Origin of the sequence: Pseudoalteromonas sp. SCSIO 43201, assembly GCF_023716725.1 — a bacterium.
GTDB classification, from domain to species: Bacteria; Pseudomonadota; Gammaproteobacteria; order Enterobacterales; family Alteromonadaceae; genus Pseudoalteromonas; species Pseudoalteromonas peptidolytica.
This window is the reverse complement of the sequence record NZ_CP072683.1, coordinates 649335-665532: the sequence shown is the minus strand read 5'-3', so window position 1 is coordinate 665532 and position 16198 is coordinate 649335. Positions and strand designations below refer to the sequence as shown.

Here is a 16198-nt window from a genome sequence, read left to right as displayed (position 1 = left end):
TTTAATTTTTATACCAACTTTAGTCTGACTGCTTACGCAAGAAAGCAGGAATATCGAAGTAGTCGCCTTTTTCCTTACTATCATTGCTCGCATTTGTGGCCGGCTTCGGTGCTGCTTTTTGCTCTTGCACTTGAGGAGCTGGCGCTTCAGCTGGCTGTTCAGGCTCAGCTGATGACGTTTGTGGCTGTGTAAAACTTGGTACATACATGCTAGTTTGTGAGCTTGATTGTGCTCCACCTACCGCATCCGAACCTGACGCTTGCTTGAAACCATTGTCTACAATACCAAACTGAGGACGACGATCTCCACCAAGACCAGTAGCAACGACGGTAACTCTTAGCTCTTCGCTCATTTCAGGGTCAATTACCGCACCAACCACAACTGTCGCATTTTCTGACGCCAGTGCTTTGACATGATTACCGACGACCTCAAACTCCTCGATAGTGATATCCATACCCGCAGTAATATTTACCAAGATACCTTTTGCGCCAGTTAAATCAACATCTTCGAGTAAAGGGCTAGAAATTGCAGCTTCAGCAGCTTCTTGCGCTCTGTCTGGGCCTGTTGCTGATGCAGTTCCCATCATAGCTGTCCCCATTGCTGACATCACCGTTCTTACATCTGCAAAGTCAACGTTGATTAGACCTGAACGGGTGATCAGCTCTGCGATCCCCTGAACTGCGCCATAGAGTACATCATTCGCTTTAGCAAACGCATCTAGCAGTGTAGTCCCTTTACCAAGAACTTTAAGCAGTTTGTTGTTCGGAATTGTAATAAGTGAATCTACAATTTCTGACAACTCGGCAATCCCCTGCTCTGCTGCCGCCATACGCTTTTTGCCCTCTAGGTCAAATGGGCGCGTAACTACAGCGACAGTCAAAATACCTAATTCTTTTGCCGCGCGAGCAACCACAGGTGCAGCACCAGTACCTGTACCACCACCCATACCTGCGGCAATAAAGACCATATCGGCGCCTTCTAGACTACTTTTTATAGTCTCAAGGTCTTCTTCCGCTGCGCTTTTACCCACTTCAGGGTTTGCGCCAGCACCTAAGCCCGAAGTAATTTGTGTACCAAGCTGTACCGTAACATCCGCAGATGAACGGCGTAGCGCTTGTGCATCAGTATTCGCAACAATAAAACGAACACCTTCAATTTCTTGATTCACCATGTGTTCTACGGCGTTACCACCACCGCCACCAACACCGATGACTTTAATGACAGCTTCTTCGCTGTGCTGTTCCATAATATCAAACATCTTCACTCTCCGACTTGAGTATTAAAACTCGCCTTGGAACCATTTTGTAACACGGTTCCACCAACTCCCCTCTACATCTGCTTTCGACTTCTGTGCATTCATCGATTGCAGCGATCGACCATATTGTAATAGGCCAACGGCTGTTGCATATGCAGGGTCATCCACATAATCAGTTAATCCTTTAATACCAATCGGTTTACCTATTCTGACTGGCATTTGGAATATATCTTCAGCTACTTCTTGTGCCCCTTGCATCTTGGCGCTACCGCCGGTGAGCACAAGGCCAGCCGCAATTTGGTCTTCAAACCCAGAACGACGAATTTCGTCTTGCGCTAATTCAAATAGCTCTCTGAATCTAGGCTCTACTACTTCAGATAATGTATGACGCGACATTATCCGTGCAGGTCGCCCACCCACACTTGGTACTTCTATGGTTTCTTCACTTGAGGCCATTTGGCTTGCGGCATACGCATATTGTACTTTCAGAGACTCGGCATGCGAAATAGGTGTTCTAAATATTTTTGCAATATCTCCCGTCACTTGATTTCCAGCAACAGGAATAACCGCGGTATGACGCAATGCACCATTAACATAAATTGCAATATCCATGGTGCCACCACCGATATCTAATACTGCAACACCCAGTTCTTTTTCATCTTCCGTCAGTACCGAGTAGCACGACGCCAGTGCATTAAACGTCAACTGATCAACTTGTAGACCGCAGCGTTCAACACACTTTTCGATGTTTTTAGCCATATCATTCGAGCATGTAATAATATGAGCTTTTGCCTCCATTCGAACACCGCTCATGCCTAGTGGGTTTTTAATTCCCTCTTGCATATCGATGCTATATTCCTGTGGCAATGAATGCAGCATTTTGCGCTCAGCAGACATAGGCACAGAGCGTGCAATATGGATAACATTGGCAATATCATCATCCGTCACTTCCGCGTTGTTAATTGCGACCACACCGCTTTCATTTTGACATTGAATGTGTTTGCCAGAAATCCCCAAATATACCGAGCTAATTCGACAATCTGCCATTAGCTCAGCTTCATCTACGGCACGTTTGATGGATTCAGAAACAAGGTCTAAGTCATTCACTCCGCCTTTGTCCATTCCGTGAGAATCTTGGCGCCCAACACCGACAATACTAAGTTGATTGTCCACAGTGATTTCCCCAACCGTGGCGACGACCTTTGATGTGCCCACATCCAATCCAATCACTAAGTTTCTTTCTGCCGACTTCGTCATGCTTCACTCTTGTTATTTTGTTGTTCTTTCTGCTCAATGGGTTCTTTCCAACTCACTGCCAGTCCCGTGTCGTATCTTAAATCAATCACGTCTATCACTTTGCCTTCAGGGCGCTCCATGCGAGGATATACATCTATAAAACGTTGTACTCGTTTGGCTTTATCTTCTCGTCCCAAATTCAAGCGGATGCCGTTATCTAGCCATAATTGCCAAGCAAAACGTTCAGAAAGCGCGAGGCTCTCCAACCTAAACTGGTTCACGGCCAATAAAGCTTTAAACTGCTTAAATGTGTGCCAAGCTTCCTCAGCACTGCCTTCAGGGCCATATAACTCCGGTAGCCCTTCTGGTAATTTGTTGCTTATCGCTTGAAATACTTCACCATCACTATTGAGTAATAAGTCGCTATTCCAATGTGCAACGGGTTTATGCTCCACCACATATACTTGCAGTGTATCCGGCCATTGTTTTCTAACCGATACCGTGGCAATCCATGGAAGCGACTTTACGGCCTCATGCACCGCTTTTACATCCAATTTAAAGAAACTCGTTAAGTCGGTCGTTTTTATCGCCGTTACAATGTCATCTTCATTGGTAAAATAAGGCTTACCAAGTACTTTTAGCGTTTTTATCTGTGCATCATGATGCACGACTAACCAATCGCTTACCCAGTATGTACCTCGTATCAATGTAAAAATAACAGCAAAGAAAAAGCCCAGTCCCCAGAACAGGGGCCAGTTCACTTTGGAACTGATAAGCTTTGCCTTCACCAAAAATGCTCGCATCTTAAAGGGTTTGCTCCAAAATGCGAACAACTAATTGCTCAAAACTTACACCCGTTGCTTTTGCAGCCATAGGCACGAGAGACTTTTCTGTCATGCCGGGAACGGTATTGACTTCCAATAAATAGAAATGCCCCTGCTCATCTTGCATTGCGTCAACTCGCCCCCATCCCGTCGCGCCAACCAATTCAAACGCGTGTTTTGCCATCACCTGTAATTGTTCAGTATGCGCTGCGCTAATCTCTGCAGGGCAATAGTATTGAGTGCTATTAACTTGGTACTTAGCTTCGTAATCGTAAAACCCACGTGGGGTACGCATTTCAATAACGGGGAGCGCATTTTTACCTAGCATAGACACCGTAAATTCCCGACCTGTGATCCATTGCTCTACTAAAACTTGGTCGTCAAATTTGAAGGCGTTATTTAGTGCACCAGTGAGGCTTTCTTCGCTATCGGCTTGTGCCATACCAATACTAGAGCCTTCGTGGCTCGGCTTGACCATAACTTTACCAAATTGTGCTATGAGTGCCTTAGCATCAAATCCCGTTTCTTTGCTTACGACAGCGTAAGGTGCAGTGCTGAGCTTTGCCGACTGAAATAAGTGCTTGCAGCGAACTTTATCCATCGCAAGCGCGCTACCTAATACACCGCTGCCTGTATATGGGATCCCCATAAACTCAAGAGCGCCCTGAATCGTGCCATCTTCGCCACCACGACCATGTAGCGCAATGAATACGCGTTCCACACCGAGTTCTTTCAGTTCCCATAAATTACGCTCTGCTGGGTCAAAAGCAATTGCGTCAACACCTTGGCTAACAAAAGCATTTAATACCGCATTACCAGACTTAAGCGAAACCTCTCGCTCAGCTGAACTGCCACCAAGTAATACTGCTACTTTACCAAACTGACTACTCATAACTTACTCTGTTTTAATTGCTCTATTGATAGCCCTGTTGCGGCTAGCTGTTTTACGATTTGGCCAATATTACCAGCCCCTTGCGTTAACACTAAATCCCCATCTTGTAGCGTGGTTGCTAATACTTGCGCAAGTTCAGCATGATCGCTGATATGAATAGGCTCTACGCCACGTTGACGTAAACTACGGCACAAACTTTTACTATCGGCACCAACAATTGGTGTTTCACCAGCACTGTAAACATCCAACAACAGTAACTTATCAGCATCACAAAGTACTTTTACGAAATCTTCATATAGGTCTCTTGTGCGGCTATAACGATGAGGCTGATAGATCATCACAAGGCGCTTATCTGGCCAGCCAGCTTTTGCAGCTTGGATGGTCATAGCGACTTCAGAGGGATGATGTCCGTAGTCATCAACTAACATCACTTCTCCAACTTCGTTTTTAAATGCACCATAATGTTGGAAACGACGACCAACGCCTTCAAAGCTCGCTAATGCTTGATAAATCGCATCATTTTCAATGTTGTGATCTTTAGCAACAGCTATCGACGCCACAGCATTGAGAGCATTGTGCTTACCTGGCATATTGAGTGTAACCTCAAGCACCTCACCTTCTTTTGTTTTTACTTTAAAGTGTGATTCACTCTGTGTTTGTGTGAAATCAAATAACTGATAGTCAGCGTCCGCCGCTTCGCCATAAGTAATAGTGGGTCTTGCAAAGCGAGGTAGTAGCTCTTTTGCTACAGGGGAGTCAATACAAACAACCGCTAAACCGTAAAACGGTAAATTATGGATAAACTCTATGTAGGTGTCTTTCATTTTTTCAAAGTCACCATCATAAGTATCCATATGATCTGCTTCGATATTTGTAACTACAGATACCATTGGCTGCAAGTGTAAAAACGACGCATCGCTTTCATCTGCTTCCGCAATAAGGTATTCACTGCTACCTACTTTGGCGTTGCTACCAGCACTATTTAATAGACCGCCAATGATAAAAGTAGGATCTAACTGTGCCTTGGCAAAAATACTCGCAATCAAGCTTGTTGTTGTCGTTTTGCCATGCGTTCCAGCGACTGCTATACCGTGGCGAAAGCGCATCAGTTCGGCAAGCATTTCTGCACGTCGAACAATCGGTGTTCGATTGGCAAGCGCAGCTTGGATCTCTGGATTTTGCTCATTAATTGCGCTAGACACTACAACCACATCTGCGGTTTTTACATTATCGGCATGGTGGCCTATGAAAACCTCAGCGCCCATTTTGCTTAAACGCTCAGTCATTGCACTGTTAGCAATATCTGAACCTGTGATACGGTAACCTTCAAAGGCCAGCACTTCGGCAATACCACCCATACCAGCACCACCAATTCCAATAAAGTGGATGGTGTTGATACGTCGCATTGCTCTTCTGCTTGAAGCTTCCATTTACATTCCTAATTCGATAATTCTGTACAAATATGGGCAACTTTAGCCGTTGCCTCCGACTTACCGCATTGTCTCGCTTTAGCTGCCATCAGTGCAATTTTTTTCGGCTCAGTGACTAAGGGCAATAATATCTGCGTGAGTGTTTCAGCGCTCAACTGTGATTGCTGTACTAGCTGTGCAGCCCCCGCTGAGACTAAAAACTGAGCATTCGCTGTTTGGTGATCATCAACAGCGTGTGGAAAAGGCACAAATACTGCCATTTTTCCAGCAGCCGCGATTTCACTTACAGTCAAGGCGCCTGCCCGGCAAATTACAATATCTGACCAAGCGTATGCAGTGTCCATATCATGAATGAACTCGCTGACCTCAGCATTAACACCCACATTTTCATAATGTTTTTGCACGTCATTTTGATTGTTTTTGCCGCTTTGATGGCGAACTGCCAGTGATACATCAGGTGCTTGTTGTTGTAACTGAGCCAGCCCTTCAGGTACCACTTCATTGAGTGCTCGTGCGCCAAGCGAGCCTCCCACTATCAATATGTTTAGCGGTACCGAAGGCGATTTTTCTGTTATCTCGGCCACACTCGCTCTCACAGGGTTGCCTACGACATCAGCGAGCTTTTCACTAAATGCGCCTGGAAACCCTGCCAATACTTTGGTGGCAATTTTAGCCAACAGTTTGTTACTCATTCCCGCAACTGCATTTTGCTCGTGGATCACCAAAGGGATCCCAAGCAGTTTTGCAGCCACACCAACAGGCCCCGTCACATAGCCTCCCATAGCCAAAACCACATCGGGCTTACGTTGTCGCAATATCTTTTTGGCTGCAAGTATGGCCTTCAGCACCATAAATGGCGCGGTAATTAAGCGTTTTATACCATTACCACGAACCCCTTTCATGGCAATAAAATCTATCTCAAAGCCGTAACGTGGAACCACGTCGGCTTCCATTCTATCGGCAGTCCCAACCCAGCTCACTAGCCAGGCTTGGCTTTGTAGAAACTGCGCTACAGCAATACCAGGAAAAATGTGCCCTCCTGTACCGCCCGCAACCACAAGAAGACGCTTTGTCATCGCCTACCTCCACGGGATGTTGCTTGCCTTGTCGACATTTTAGTTTCAAAATCAATACGCTGTAGAATAGCAGCCGCAATTGTCATCACCCAAAGACTCGAACCACCATAAGAGATAAATGGCAGAGTGAGGCCTTTGGTGGGCAAGATCCCTGCACTTGCGCCAATATTTACAACGGCTTGAAAAGCAAACCAAATACCAATCCCCAGCGCAAAGTACCCCTCATACTCCTTATTGGCCTTCAGTGCTTTTTGACCAATAAAAAGCGCTCGAGTCACTAACACACCCAGTAAAATGATAATGCTGAATACACCAACAAAGCCGAGCTCTTCAGCGATGACAGCAAAAATAAAGTCGTTATGCGCCTCTGGCAGGTATTGTAGTTTTTGGATGCTATTGCCCAAACCTTGACCAAACCAGCCTCCCTGTCCATAAGCCATCAACGACTGTACTAATTGATAACCGGCACCAAATGGGTCTTCCCAAGGATTTAAAAAACCGACTACTCGCTTCATTCGATAAGGCTCAATGATGATGAGTAACACCACCAAAGAAACCCCTGTTAACATCAAAGTGAAAAACTGCCATAACTTTGCGCCTGCTAAAAATAACAAACCAACCGTTGTGACAAACATGACCACTACAGTTCCTAAGTCAGGCTGCATTAAAATTAAAAATGCGTAAGCCGCAAATACTATCATGGGCTTGGCGAAGCCTTTGATATTCTCTTGTACTTCATCGCGTTTGCGTACCAAATAACCCGCAATATAACTAAAGAAAAATAGCTTTGACGCTTCAGCAACTTGCAGACCAAACGGCCCCAACGGGATCCATCGTCTCGCGCCATTCACTTCTCTGCCGATAATCAGTACTGCAACCAATAATATCAGTCCAAAAAGTAACAAATATGGATTGCTCCGTTTCCACCAAGTCATCGGAATATTTGAGGTAAACCAAAACAGTAAAAAAGAGCCGACTAAAAAAATGACATGCCGAATAGTAAAGTGCAGCGGATTATCAAACAGGCGCTCGGCAACCGGCATTGATGCACTCGTGACCATCACAAACCCCACTCCAATAAGCATCAGCATGCAGTACATCAATGGCACGTCAAACAAGCTTTCGGACTGGCGAGGCGTTAAAGCCTCTCTTAGGTTTGTGATACTAAACAAGCGTGTGTTCCTCCACTAACTGAACGAACTCATCACCGCGAGCCATATAATTTGGATACATATCTATGCTGGCACACGCAGGCGCAAGCAAGACAATATCCCCAATGGTAGCAATACTCTTTGCCGCAATAACCGCTTCTTTAAGATTATTGACTCTATGGCTGTTGCGCAGCAGCGGCATAAACTGCTCACCGTCCTGACCAAAACAAAATAGAGCTTTACAGTGTGCGTTTAGCGGTGCTTTCAACGGTGTTAAATCGGCACCTTTGGCATCACCGCCGGCTATCAAGATAATATTTCGCTTAGTGCTTGCTAATGATTCAATCGCAGCCACCGTTGACCCTACATTGGTGGCTTTCGAATCGTTGAAATAGCGCACGCCAGCAACATCCGCGACCAATTGACAGCGATGAGGTAAGCCACGAAACGCTCCAAATGCAGTGACAAATGCGCTAGTTGGCAGCTGCATCGGCGCCAATAATGCCAACACGGCCAAAGCATTAAACTGATTGTGTTTACCCACCATCGCAAGCGAGCTTACAGGCAATAATGGCGTTTGCTTGTAGGCAAAATAAGGTTCGTGTGCCACCTTCATCAAATGATAATCCCCTTCAGTGAGGGATACACTGCTGCCTTGACCATGTTCTGCAAAGGTATGTTGATCTTCAGCATTAAAAACAATATGTTCAACATGCTGATAAATACGCTGCTTGGCTTTAATATAGGCCTGAAAATCTGGATACCTGTCCATATGATCTTCTGTAATATTCAAGATCATCGCAGACAAACAAGCTAAGCTGTGGGTTGTTTCTAGCTGAAAACTAGATAGCTCCAACACATACACATCGCGTTCATCATCAAGTATTGACAGTACTGACGTGCCAATATTTCCGCCAAGTCCAACTTTTAACCCTGCGGCTTTGAGTACTTCTGTTGCTAAACTCACCACTGTCGACTTGCCATTTGACCCAGTTACAGCAATAACAGGGCGAGTGTTCAGTCGAGCAAATAGTTCAATATCACCAATTACCTCCACTCCCTTAGCAATAGCCTGTGCCACGCTCTGTTCAAAAAGCGGGATCCCTGGGCTGATAATGATAAGGTCGGTCTGTGCCAAAGCGGCATCTGCAAGGTTGCCAAATACCGCCTCACAATCCGGTGCATTATGATTCAGCCAATCTGCACAGGGAGGAACCGGACGGCTATCTACCACCTTTGGATTGATACCGTGCGACAACAAAAAACGCACAATCCCTTGTCCTGTGACGCCAAGCCCCAGTACGGTGATATGTTTTTTTTGTAATTGTTCAATATACGTCATTATCTAATCTTCAACGTGGCAAGACCTGCTAGCACCAAAATGATTGAAATGATCCAAAAGCGCACGATCACGCGAGGTTCAGGCCAGCCTTTTAGTTCATAGTGATGATGAATAGGTGCCATTCTAAAAATTCTCTGTCCTCGGAGCTTGTACGAGCCAACTTGTAAAATAACGGACAGTGCCTCCATAACAAATACGCCACCCATAATGATCAACACCAATTCTTGGCGCACCAGAATTGCAATAATGCCAAGTGCACCACCAAGGGCTAACGAGCCAACATCCCCCATAAACACTTGTGCGGGATAAGTGTTAAACCATAAAAAGCCAAGTCCAGCACCAACAATTGCAGTACAGACCACCACCAACTCACTTGTTAGTGGTAAATGAGGAATATGAAGGTAGCTTGAGAAATTCGCGTTACCAGTCACATAAGCGATAATGGCAAGAGCCGAAGCAACCAAGATAGTTGGTACTATCGCCAACCCATCAAGACCGTCTGTAAGGTTAACGGCATTTGAAGTGCCCACAATCACAAAATAGCTCATCACCAAGTAGAACAAACCAAGTTGCGGCAGGACATCTTTCAAAAATGGTACAACTAGGGTTGTTTCAGCCGCATTGGTTGAGGTGAAGTATAAAAATGCAGCGGTAGAGATTGCGATCACTGACTGCCAAAAGTATTTCCAACGGGCGATAAGGCCTTTACTGTCTTTTCGGATCACTTTGCGATAATCATCAACAAAACCCACAATACCCAAACTGCCGATCACAAACAGCGTTACCCATACATATTTGTTACTCAAATCTCCCCAAAGTAACGTGCTGGTAAAAATAGCTGCAAGGATCAAAATCCCGCCCATGGTTGGTGTACCAGATTTAGAAAGATGAGATTCAGGACCATCATCGCGTACTGTTTGTCCAATCTGCATGCGCTGTAGTGCCGCAATAAGTTTTGGACCGAAATATAAAGAGATCATCAAGGCTGTTAAAATACCTAAAATCGCTCTTAAAGTGAGGTAAGAAAAAACGTTAAACCCCGAATAGTATTGGGTAAGATACTCGGCTAGCCAAACTAACATGTTACTTCTCCTGTCTCGCTATCCGACTGGCCAGCGTTTACTAATTCTTCAACCAGCAATTCCATCCGCGCGCTACGTGATCCTTTTACAATGACCGTGCATCGGCCTGATTGCTCAGCCAACACTACTTTTAACGCCTTCATCAAACTTTCTCTTGTGGAGAAATGACGATTTGGTTTTTCAAATACATTACTGGCGCTACTACTTAGCACCCCCAAAGAAAACAACTCATCAATGCCTTGCTGTTTCGCGTACTCGCCTACTTCTTTGTGATACTCACGAGCCCCTTCACCAAGCTCAGCCATATCACCTAGCGCTAATACTTTATATCCTGACATCGAAGCCAGTAAATCAATGGCGGCATTGACCGACTTGACATTGGCATTGTAAGTATCATCAACAACTCGTAGCGTATCTGACACTTGGATCATGTTGACTCGGCCTTTCACTTCAGCCATCTGTGCAAGACCCGTAGCCACTTCTTCAAGGCTGGCACCTAACTCAGTTGTTAACGCCGCAGCAATGAGCGCATTACTGACATTGTGTTGTCCTGAAAGTGGTAAGCTAACCCTGACACTCTGGTTGTCTCGGCATAACTTAAAGGTAGGTCTAGCCAACTCGTCTAGCGCCACCTCGTCCATCCATATGTCGAGCTGTTCATGCAAGCTATAACGTTTAACATTCGTGACAGTTAGGTTTTCTTGCCACATCGCAGCGTAATCGCTATCAGCGTTAATCACAGCGACACCATTTACTTTTAGGCCTGAAAAGATTTCCCCTTTGGCTTTACCTACACCATCTATTGAGCCAAACCCTTCAATGTGTGCAGGTGCAACGTTGCATACAGTGGCAACATCAGGACTCACGAGCGCGGTGGTATAGGCTATTTCCCCTAAATGATTAGCACCTAATTCAACCACTGCATATTGATCTTCTTCAGTCAACCGCAGCAAGGTTAAAGGAACACCTATATCATTGTTAAAATTACCTTTTGTTGCTAACACTTTGCCTTTTTGCGCTAAAATAGCAGCGCACATTTCCTTTACCGTGGTTTTTCCAACACTGCCGGTGATCGCAATGGTTTTAGGCGCCACAGTGTCAATCACAGCTTTACCAATTTGACCTAAAGCAATACGGGTGTCATCAACGACAAACTGCACTAAATCAATATCTTCATCAGGGCAAGATACAATAGCCGCTATCGCGCCCCGCGCCTTAGCCACTTCCAAAAAGCGATGGCCATCAAAGTTAGGCCCTTTAAGCGCTAAAAATACTTCTCCAGACTCAATGGTTCTGGTGTCCGTATTGATGTTGGCGACTGCCAAATTCTCCCCGTTGTAAGAGGTTTTTAAGACTGCTGCAAGCCAAGAGAAATCCATCTTGATCATGCCTTTTCCCCTTTTAAAATCGCTGTAACACATTGCCTATCGCAAAAATCAATGCGCTCAGTACCTATAATCTGATAATCTTCATGACCTTTACCCGCGATCAACACCACACTATTTTTATCAGCCAGCGCTATCGCGTGTTGAATGGCCAGCCCTCTATCTGGCTGGCAGACAGCATACTCAGGGTTGATGAGTCCTGCCTTAATATCTGCAATGATTACATTAGGATCTTCACTGCGAGGATTGTCACTGGTGATCACCAATTTATCCGCAAACTTTTCCGCCGCTCGGGCCATCTCAGGACGTTTGCCTTTGTCTCTATCACCACCACACCCAAACACACAGATAAGTTCGCCTGGGACATGTGCACGTAATGCTTGTAACGCTAGCGCTAAAGCGTCGGGGGTATGGGCATAATCGACAATACAAGTTGGCTTTTCTGGTGCACTATAAGGCTCCATACGCCCAGCTACCGGCGATAATTTAACGCAGGCACAGGCTAGTGTTTCGAGACTTTCTCCTTGAAGGAGTAAGCTGGCAAACGCAGCAGTTAAGTTATACAGGTTAAACTCACCATAGAGTGGCACGTTAATTTGACACTCACCCCAGCTGGTTTTTAATGTCGCGCTCAAACCATGCGGATGTGTTGATACTGCATCAAAAAATACGTATTGCTTGAACGCATGTTTTGCATCCCAGCGCCCGTAAGCAACGAGAGTTTCATCATTGAGGGCATGCGCCCAGCTAGCGCCAACCTCGTCATCAATGTTGATGACCTTGTGCTTAGGCGCACAACGAGTAAAAAGTAATTTTTTGGCTTCTGCGTAGCTTTGCATATCACCATGATAATCAAGGTGATCACGAGTCAGGTTAGTGAAAATCGCCACATCAAAGTTACACTCATCAACGCGCCCCTGAACTAAACCGTGAGAGGAAACCTCCATAGCTACGTGCGTAAAATCGCGGCTCAACGTAGCGAGAATACGTTGTAAGTCGACATTTGATGGCGTGGTATTTGCCAATGGAATAAGTGTATCAGGATGACCAAAGCCAAGAGTCCCAACCACCGCTCCTGCGCGGCCAATTAAAGTGGCTAAATTAGCAATCATGGCAGTAGTCGTAGACTTGCCGTTGGTACCGGTCACCCCTGTTAATTTCAGCTTTTTGCTTGGCTGGCAATAAAATTGGGCAGCGATAGCCGCTAGTTTCTCAGTTAGGTTATCCACAAAAATAACCTGCTCTGGTGCCACATTTGGTTCACTTGCTGTTTCAGCTAATACGCACTTAGCTCCTTGCGCAATTGCACTGGCAGCATATTTAGCGCCGTTTTGGGTATGCCCCTGTAACGCAATAAAGCAATCTCCAGGTTCAATCGCTCTACTATCAATTCGTAAGTTCTTAACTTCAATAGTATGAGTATTGACTCCAAATTCACTTAATATTTGAGCCAAATCACGCATCATTATCGGCTCCTGAAACATACGCTACACGCCCTTTATCTGGCGCTACATTTAAAATTCTTAGTGCATTAGACATGATTTCTGCAAAAGCCGGTCCCGCAGTTTGGCCGCCGTAATAAACATCACCTGCTGGCTCATTAACCATAACAACCACCGCAAGTCGCGGATCGCTCACCGGTGCAACCCCCGCGAAATAACCAACATACTCATCACCATAGCCGCCTGCTACTGCTTTTTCTGAAGTACCGGTTTTCCCCGCAGCGCGATACCCATCAACTTTTACGTTATGGGCGGTGCCGCCACGCTCAAACACAGATTCCATCATTTCCACTACAGCTTGAGTATCTTGCTCGCTAAATATACGTCTCCCCTCTGGGACTTCGTCTTGCTTCACTATGGTCAAAGGTCTCAATATGCCCCCAGCGCCAAACATGGCATATAACCTTGCCATTTGTGCCGTACTCACAGAAACCGCGTAGCCATAGGACAAGGTTGCTATTTCGAAGTTAGACCAGCGACGGTTTGGATAAAACAATCCGGCGCTTTCACCAATCATATTTGACCCTGTCGGTTCGCCAAAACCAGCTTGTTGATATAAATTGATGAATGCTTCTTTCGGTAGCATTTGCGAAATTTTAGCCACCCCCATATTACTGGAGATTTTAAGAATTTCTCTGAGGCTTAGCTCCCCATTATTACGTGTATCTTTAACTAACCCACCACTTAAGTTCATCCAACCAGGGTGTGTATTTATCGTGTCATTAGCTTGGATTGCGCCATAATGTAATCCTGCTAACACCGCCAAAGGCTTTAGTGTTGAACCTGGCTCAAATAAGTCTGTCATGGCGCGATTACGACGTTTATAGGGCGCTGCCGTGCTCAGATCATTAGGATTAAAACTTGGACTGTTTACTAAAGCTAAAATTTCACCAGTGTGAACATCTACTACTATTGCTGAGCCAGAAGTCGCCTTGTAGCTCAAAACTGCGGATTTGAGCGCTCGGTATGCGATGGCTTGAATACGTAAATCAATACTTAAGTACACATCTTCAGGCTCAACCCGTTGTTCTTCAGATAAAACCTGAACCTCACGGCCTTGAGCATCTTTACGGATTGTTCGTTTACCAGCAGTGCCGGTGAGTGCAGAATCAAACATCCGCTCCACACCTTCAATACCTTTGCCGTCAATATCGGTTACACCTATCATATGTGCCGTGACTTCACCACTTGGGTAAAAGCGCTTAGACTCATCAAGCAGGTGAACGCCTGGTAGGCGCATTTGACGAATATAATTAGCGACGACTGCTGTCACTTGCCGCTTTAAATAAACAAAACGACGGCTTGGGTCTCCCCTAAGCCGTTCATCTACACTTTGTGGTTTTAGCCTGAGCACATCGGCTAGTTCTTTCCAACGGATCTCATCGTCATACCAAGCTTGTTTTCGCAATGTCAGCTCTGGCTCATTTTGTGCCAATGCCTTGTGGTCTTCTCCCTCTTTGCGAGCTTTACGGAGTACCTTTTTTGCCAACGCTTTATCGATCGCCAAAGGATCAGCATACACACTTACCACAGGTACGCTTACCGCTAGCTCTTTGCCATTTCGGTCAAAAATCATCCCGCGCTGAACATTTAACTTTTCAACACGAACTGTACGCTTTTCGTTTTCTTTAATCGCTTTATCAGGCTCTATGACTTGCAAAAATGCCGCTCGTGCGACCAAAGTCATAAAAACCATAAGCATCACGCCACATACCAGCGCAAAGCGCCAAGTGATGATTGATTGAGTCTTTTGCTTTGGCTTATTCATGGCAGCACAATCACCTGTTCGTCTTTACTTGTTGGACGTTTCATTTCTAGCTGCATCTTGGCAATCTCTTCAATCCTTGCATGCTGTGAATAAAATTCCTCTTCAACAACGAGGTAACGCCATTGCAGATCTAATTCATCACGTTGCTGTAATAGCTCATCTTGTAGTATTAATTGTTGCCTAGTTAAATGTGTGATCTGAACAACACAAAGTGCAGAAATCAAGATCGTCACCAGCAACAACGCCGTCAGCTTATTAGAAATTAAGAAGTGGCTAATTTCGACAAACAGATTCGGTTGGCGTTGCTTGCTGGCATTCATTAGAGCTTCTCCGCCACTCGCAATACCGAGCTGCGAGAGCGTGGGTTCAGTGCAATCTCTTGATCGCTCGGTTTAATGGCTTTACCCACTGCCTTTAAGGTGAGATTTTGTTTAAGTTGTTCATCCGTTAAAGGCAGACCTCTGGGTATCGCCTCTCCCTTACTCTGCTTCTTGATAAACTGCTTTACGATACGATCTTCTAAGGAATGGAACGAGATCACCACTAACCGCCCACCAGGTTTTAATACCGCTAGGGAGGCTTGCAATGCCGTCTGAATTTCTTCTAACTCACTGTTAATGTAAATTCGAATAGCTTGAAAAGTGCGAGTTGCGGGGTGCTTGTGCTTATCTTTCACAGGCACAGCATCATCAATTAATTGCGCTAATTGCGCCGTGGTGGTAATTGCGGTGTGCTCGCGTATTTCGATGATTTTACGTGCAATACGGGTGGCAAACTTCTCTTCACCGTATTTTTTTATCACAAACACCATTTCTTCTAGCTCAGCTTCAGCGAGCCATTGAGCAGCACTTCGACCCGAATCAGGATCCATCCGCATATCCAGTGGCCCGTCTTTCATAAAACTAAAACCACGATCGGCATCGTCAAGTTGAGGAGAAGACACGCCTATATCCAGTAAAATACCGTCGACTTGACCTAAAATTCCAGCCTCTTCAGCGACTGATTTTATTTCTGAGAAACGACTGCGCGCGATTGCAAAGCGCGTATCATCAGCAAACTTCTGAGCAGCTTTGATCGCTTGAGGATCCTGATCAATCGCTTGCAAACGCCCAGAGGTTAATCGCTTGAGGATTTCGCCTGAGTGCCCACCTCGTCCAAATGTTCCGTCGATATAAATACCTTCGGGATTGATTGCTAGAGCATCTAATGTTTCGGCCATTAACACCGAAATATGCTTAAACTCTTCGCTCATTAA

Annotated in this window: 14 protein-coding genes; all 14 read right to left on the bottom strand. The window is 45.4% G+C overall.

Annotated features, from left to right (window positions below):
- Positions 1-19 precede the first annotated feature (19 nt).
- Genes ftsZ through rsmH form a run of 14 tightly spaced genes read right to left on the bottom strand, consistent with a single transcriptional unit; the run spans position 20 to position 16195 of the window.
- The gene (gene ftsZ / locus J8Z24_RS02795) at positions 20-1258 is read right to left on the bottom strand and encodes a cell division protein FtsZ (protein ID WP_128731097.1); all 1239 of its coding nucleotides are present in this window, start codon (positions 1256-1258) and stop codon (positions 20-22) included.
- Positions 1259-1279: 21 nt separating this feature from the next.
- The gene (gene ftsA, locus J8Z24_RS02790) at positions 1280-2512 is read right to left on the bottom strand and encodes a cell division protein FtsA (RefSeq protein WP_125251070.1); all 1233 of its coding nucleotides are present in this window, start codon (positions 2510-2512) and stop codon (positions 1280-1282) included.
- Positions 2509-3294: a cell division protein FtsQ/DivIB gene (locus J8Z24_RS02785; RefSeq protein WP_147389045.1), complete on the bottom strand. Its 786-nt coding sequence runs from the start codon at positions 3292-3294 to the stop codon at positions 2509-2511. Before J8Z24_RS02785 ends, ftsA begins: the two co-directional genes overlap by 4 nt.
- A gap of 1 nt (position 3295) precedes the next feature.
- Positions 3296-4207, bottom strand: coding sequence for a D-alanine--D-alanine ligase (locus tag J8Z24_RS02780; RefSeq protein WP_128731099.1), 912 nt, complete (start codon positions 4205-4207; stop codon positions 3296-3298).
- Positions 4204-5637: a UDP-N-acetylmuramate--L-alanine ligase gene (gene murC, locus J8Z24_RS02775; RefSeq protein WP_125251067.1), complete on the bottom strand. Its 1434-nt coding sequence runs from the start codon at positions 5635-5637 to the stop codon at positions 4204-4206. The genes J8Z24_RS02780 and murC overlap by 4 nt, the downstream gene beginning before the upstream one ends.
- A gap of 8 nt (positions 5638-5645) precedes the next feature.
- Positions 5646-6713, bottom strand: a complete 1068-nt coding sequence (murG, locus tag J8Z24_RS02770; protein WP_147389043.1) for an undecaprenyldiphospho-muramoylpentapeptide beta-N-acetylglucosaminyltransferase — start codon at positions 6711-6713, stop codon at positions 5646-5648.
- The gene (ftsW, locus tag J8Z24_RS02765; RefSeq protein WP_128731102.1) at positions 6710-7885 is read right to left on the bottom strand and encodes a cell division protein FtsW; all 1176 of its coding nucleotides are present in this window, start codon (positions 7883-7885) and stop codon (positions 6710-6712) included. Before ftsW ends, murG begins: the two co-directional genes overlap by 4 nt.
- Positions 7878-9206, bottom strand: a complete 1329-nt coding sequence (murD, locus tag J8Z24_RS02760; protein ID WP_147389042.1) for a UDP-N-acetylmuramoyl-L-alanine--D-glutamate ligase — start codon at positions 9204-9206, stop codon at positions 7878-7880. Before murD ends, ftsW begins: the two co-directional genes overlap by 8 nt.
- Positions 9206-10288 (bottom strand): phospho-N-acetylmuramoyl-pentapeptide-transferase, encoded by a 1083-nt coding sequence (gene mraY, locus J8Z24_RS02755; protein WP_125251063.1) that lies wholly within the window; start codon positions 10286-10288, stop codon positions 9206-9208. Before mraY ends, murD begins: the two co-directional genes overlap by 1 nt.
- Entirely contained in the window at positions 10282-11676 is a 1395-nt protein-coding gene (locus tag J8Z24_RS02750) for a UDP-N-acetylmuramoyl-tripeptide--D-alanyl-D-alanine ligase (protein ID WP_176033877.1), read from the bottom strand. Before J8Z24_RS02750 ends, mraY begins: the two co-directional genes overlap by 7 nt.
- A complete protein-coding gene (murE, locus tag J8Z24_RS02745; protein WP_176033886.1) occupies positions 11673-13136 on the bottom strand; it encodes a UDP-N-acetylmuramoyl-L-alanyl-D-glutamate--2,6-diaminopimelate ligase in 1464 nt (487 codons plus the stop codon). The genes J8Z24_RS02750 and murE overlap by 4 nt, the downstream gene beginning before the upstream one ends.
- Positions 13129-14943: a peptidoglycan D,D-transpeptidase FtsI family protein gene (locus J8Z24_RS02740; protein WP_128731105.1), complete on the bottom strand. Its 1815-nt coding sequence runs from the start codon at positions 14941-14943 to the stop codon at positions 13129-13131. The genes murE and J8Z24_RS02740 overlap by 8 nt, the downstream gene beginning before the upstream one ends.
- Positions 14940-15263, bottom strand: coding sequence for a cell division protein FtsL (ftsL, locus tag J8Z24_RS02735; RefSeq protein WP_128731106.1), 324 nt, complete (start codon positions 15261-15263; stop codon positions 14940-14942). The genes J8Z24_RS02740 and ftsL overlap by 4 nt, the downstream gene beginning before the upstream one ends.
- On the bottom strand, positions 15263-16195 hold the full coding sequence (rsmH, locus tag J8Z24_RS02730; protein ID WP_176033878.1) for a 16S rRNA (cytosine(1402)-N(4))-methyltransferase RsmH: 933 nt from the start codon (positions 16193-16195) through the stop codon (positions 15263-15265). The genes ftsL and rsmH overlap by 1 nt, the downstream gene beginning before the upstream one ends.
- Positions 16196-16198 lie beyond the last annotated feature (3 nt).

Coding starts and splice junctions, on each gene's coding strand:
- murC (WP_125251067.1), bottom strand. CDS start 5,637: ATGGAAGCTTCAAGCAGAAGAGCAATGCGACGTATCAACACCATCCAC.
- J8Z24_RS02785 (WP_147389045.1), bottom strand. CDS start 3,294: ATGCGAGCATTTTTGGTGAAGGCAAAGCTTATCAGTTCCAAAGTGAAC.
- ftsA (WP_125251070.1), bottom strand. CDS start 2,512: ATGACGAAGTCGGCAGAAAGAAACTTAGTGATTGGATTGGATGTGGGC.
- mraY (WP_125251063.1), bottom strand. CDS start 10,288: ATGTTAGTTTGGCTAGCCGAGTATCTTACCCAATACTATTCGGGGTTT.
- ftsZ (WP_128731097.1), bottom strand. CDS start 1,258: ATGTTTGATATTATGGAACAGCACAGCGAAGAAGCTGTCATTAAAGTC.
- murD (WP_147389042.1), bottom strand. CDS start 9,206: ATGACGTATATTGAACAATTACAAAAAAAACATATCACCGTACTGGGG.
- ftsL (WP_128731106.1), bottom strand. CDS start 15,263: ATGAATGCCAGCAAGCAACGCCAACCGAATCTGTTTGTCGAAATTAGC.
- J8Z24_RS02750 (WP_176033877.1), bottom strand. CDS start 11,676: ATGATCAAGATGGATTTCTCTTGGCTTGCAGCAGTCTTAAAAACCTCT.
- rsmH (WP_176033878.1), bottom strand. CDS start 16,195: ATGAGCGAAGAGTTTAAGCATATTTCGGTGTTAATGGCCGAAACATTA.
- J8Z24_RS02780 (WP_128731099.1), bottom strand. CDS start 4,207: ATGAGTAGTCAGTTTGGTAAAGTAGCAGTATTACTTGGTGGCAGTTCA.
- murE (WP_176033886.1), bottom strand. CDS start 13,136: ATGCGTGATTTGGCTCAAATATTAAGTGAATTTGGAGTCAATACTCAT.
- J8Z24_RS02740 (WP_128731105.1), bottom strand. CDS start 14,943: ATGAATAAGCCAAAGCAAAAGACTCAATCAATCATCACTTGGCGCTTT.
- murG (WP_147389043.1), bottom strand. CDS start 6,713: ATGACAAAGCGTCTTCTTGTGGTTGCGGGCGGTACAGGAGGGCACATT.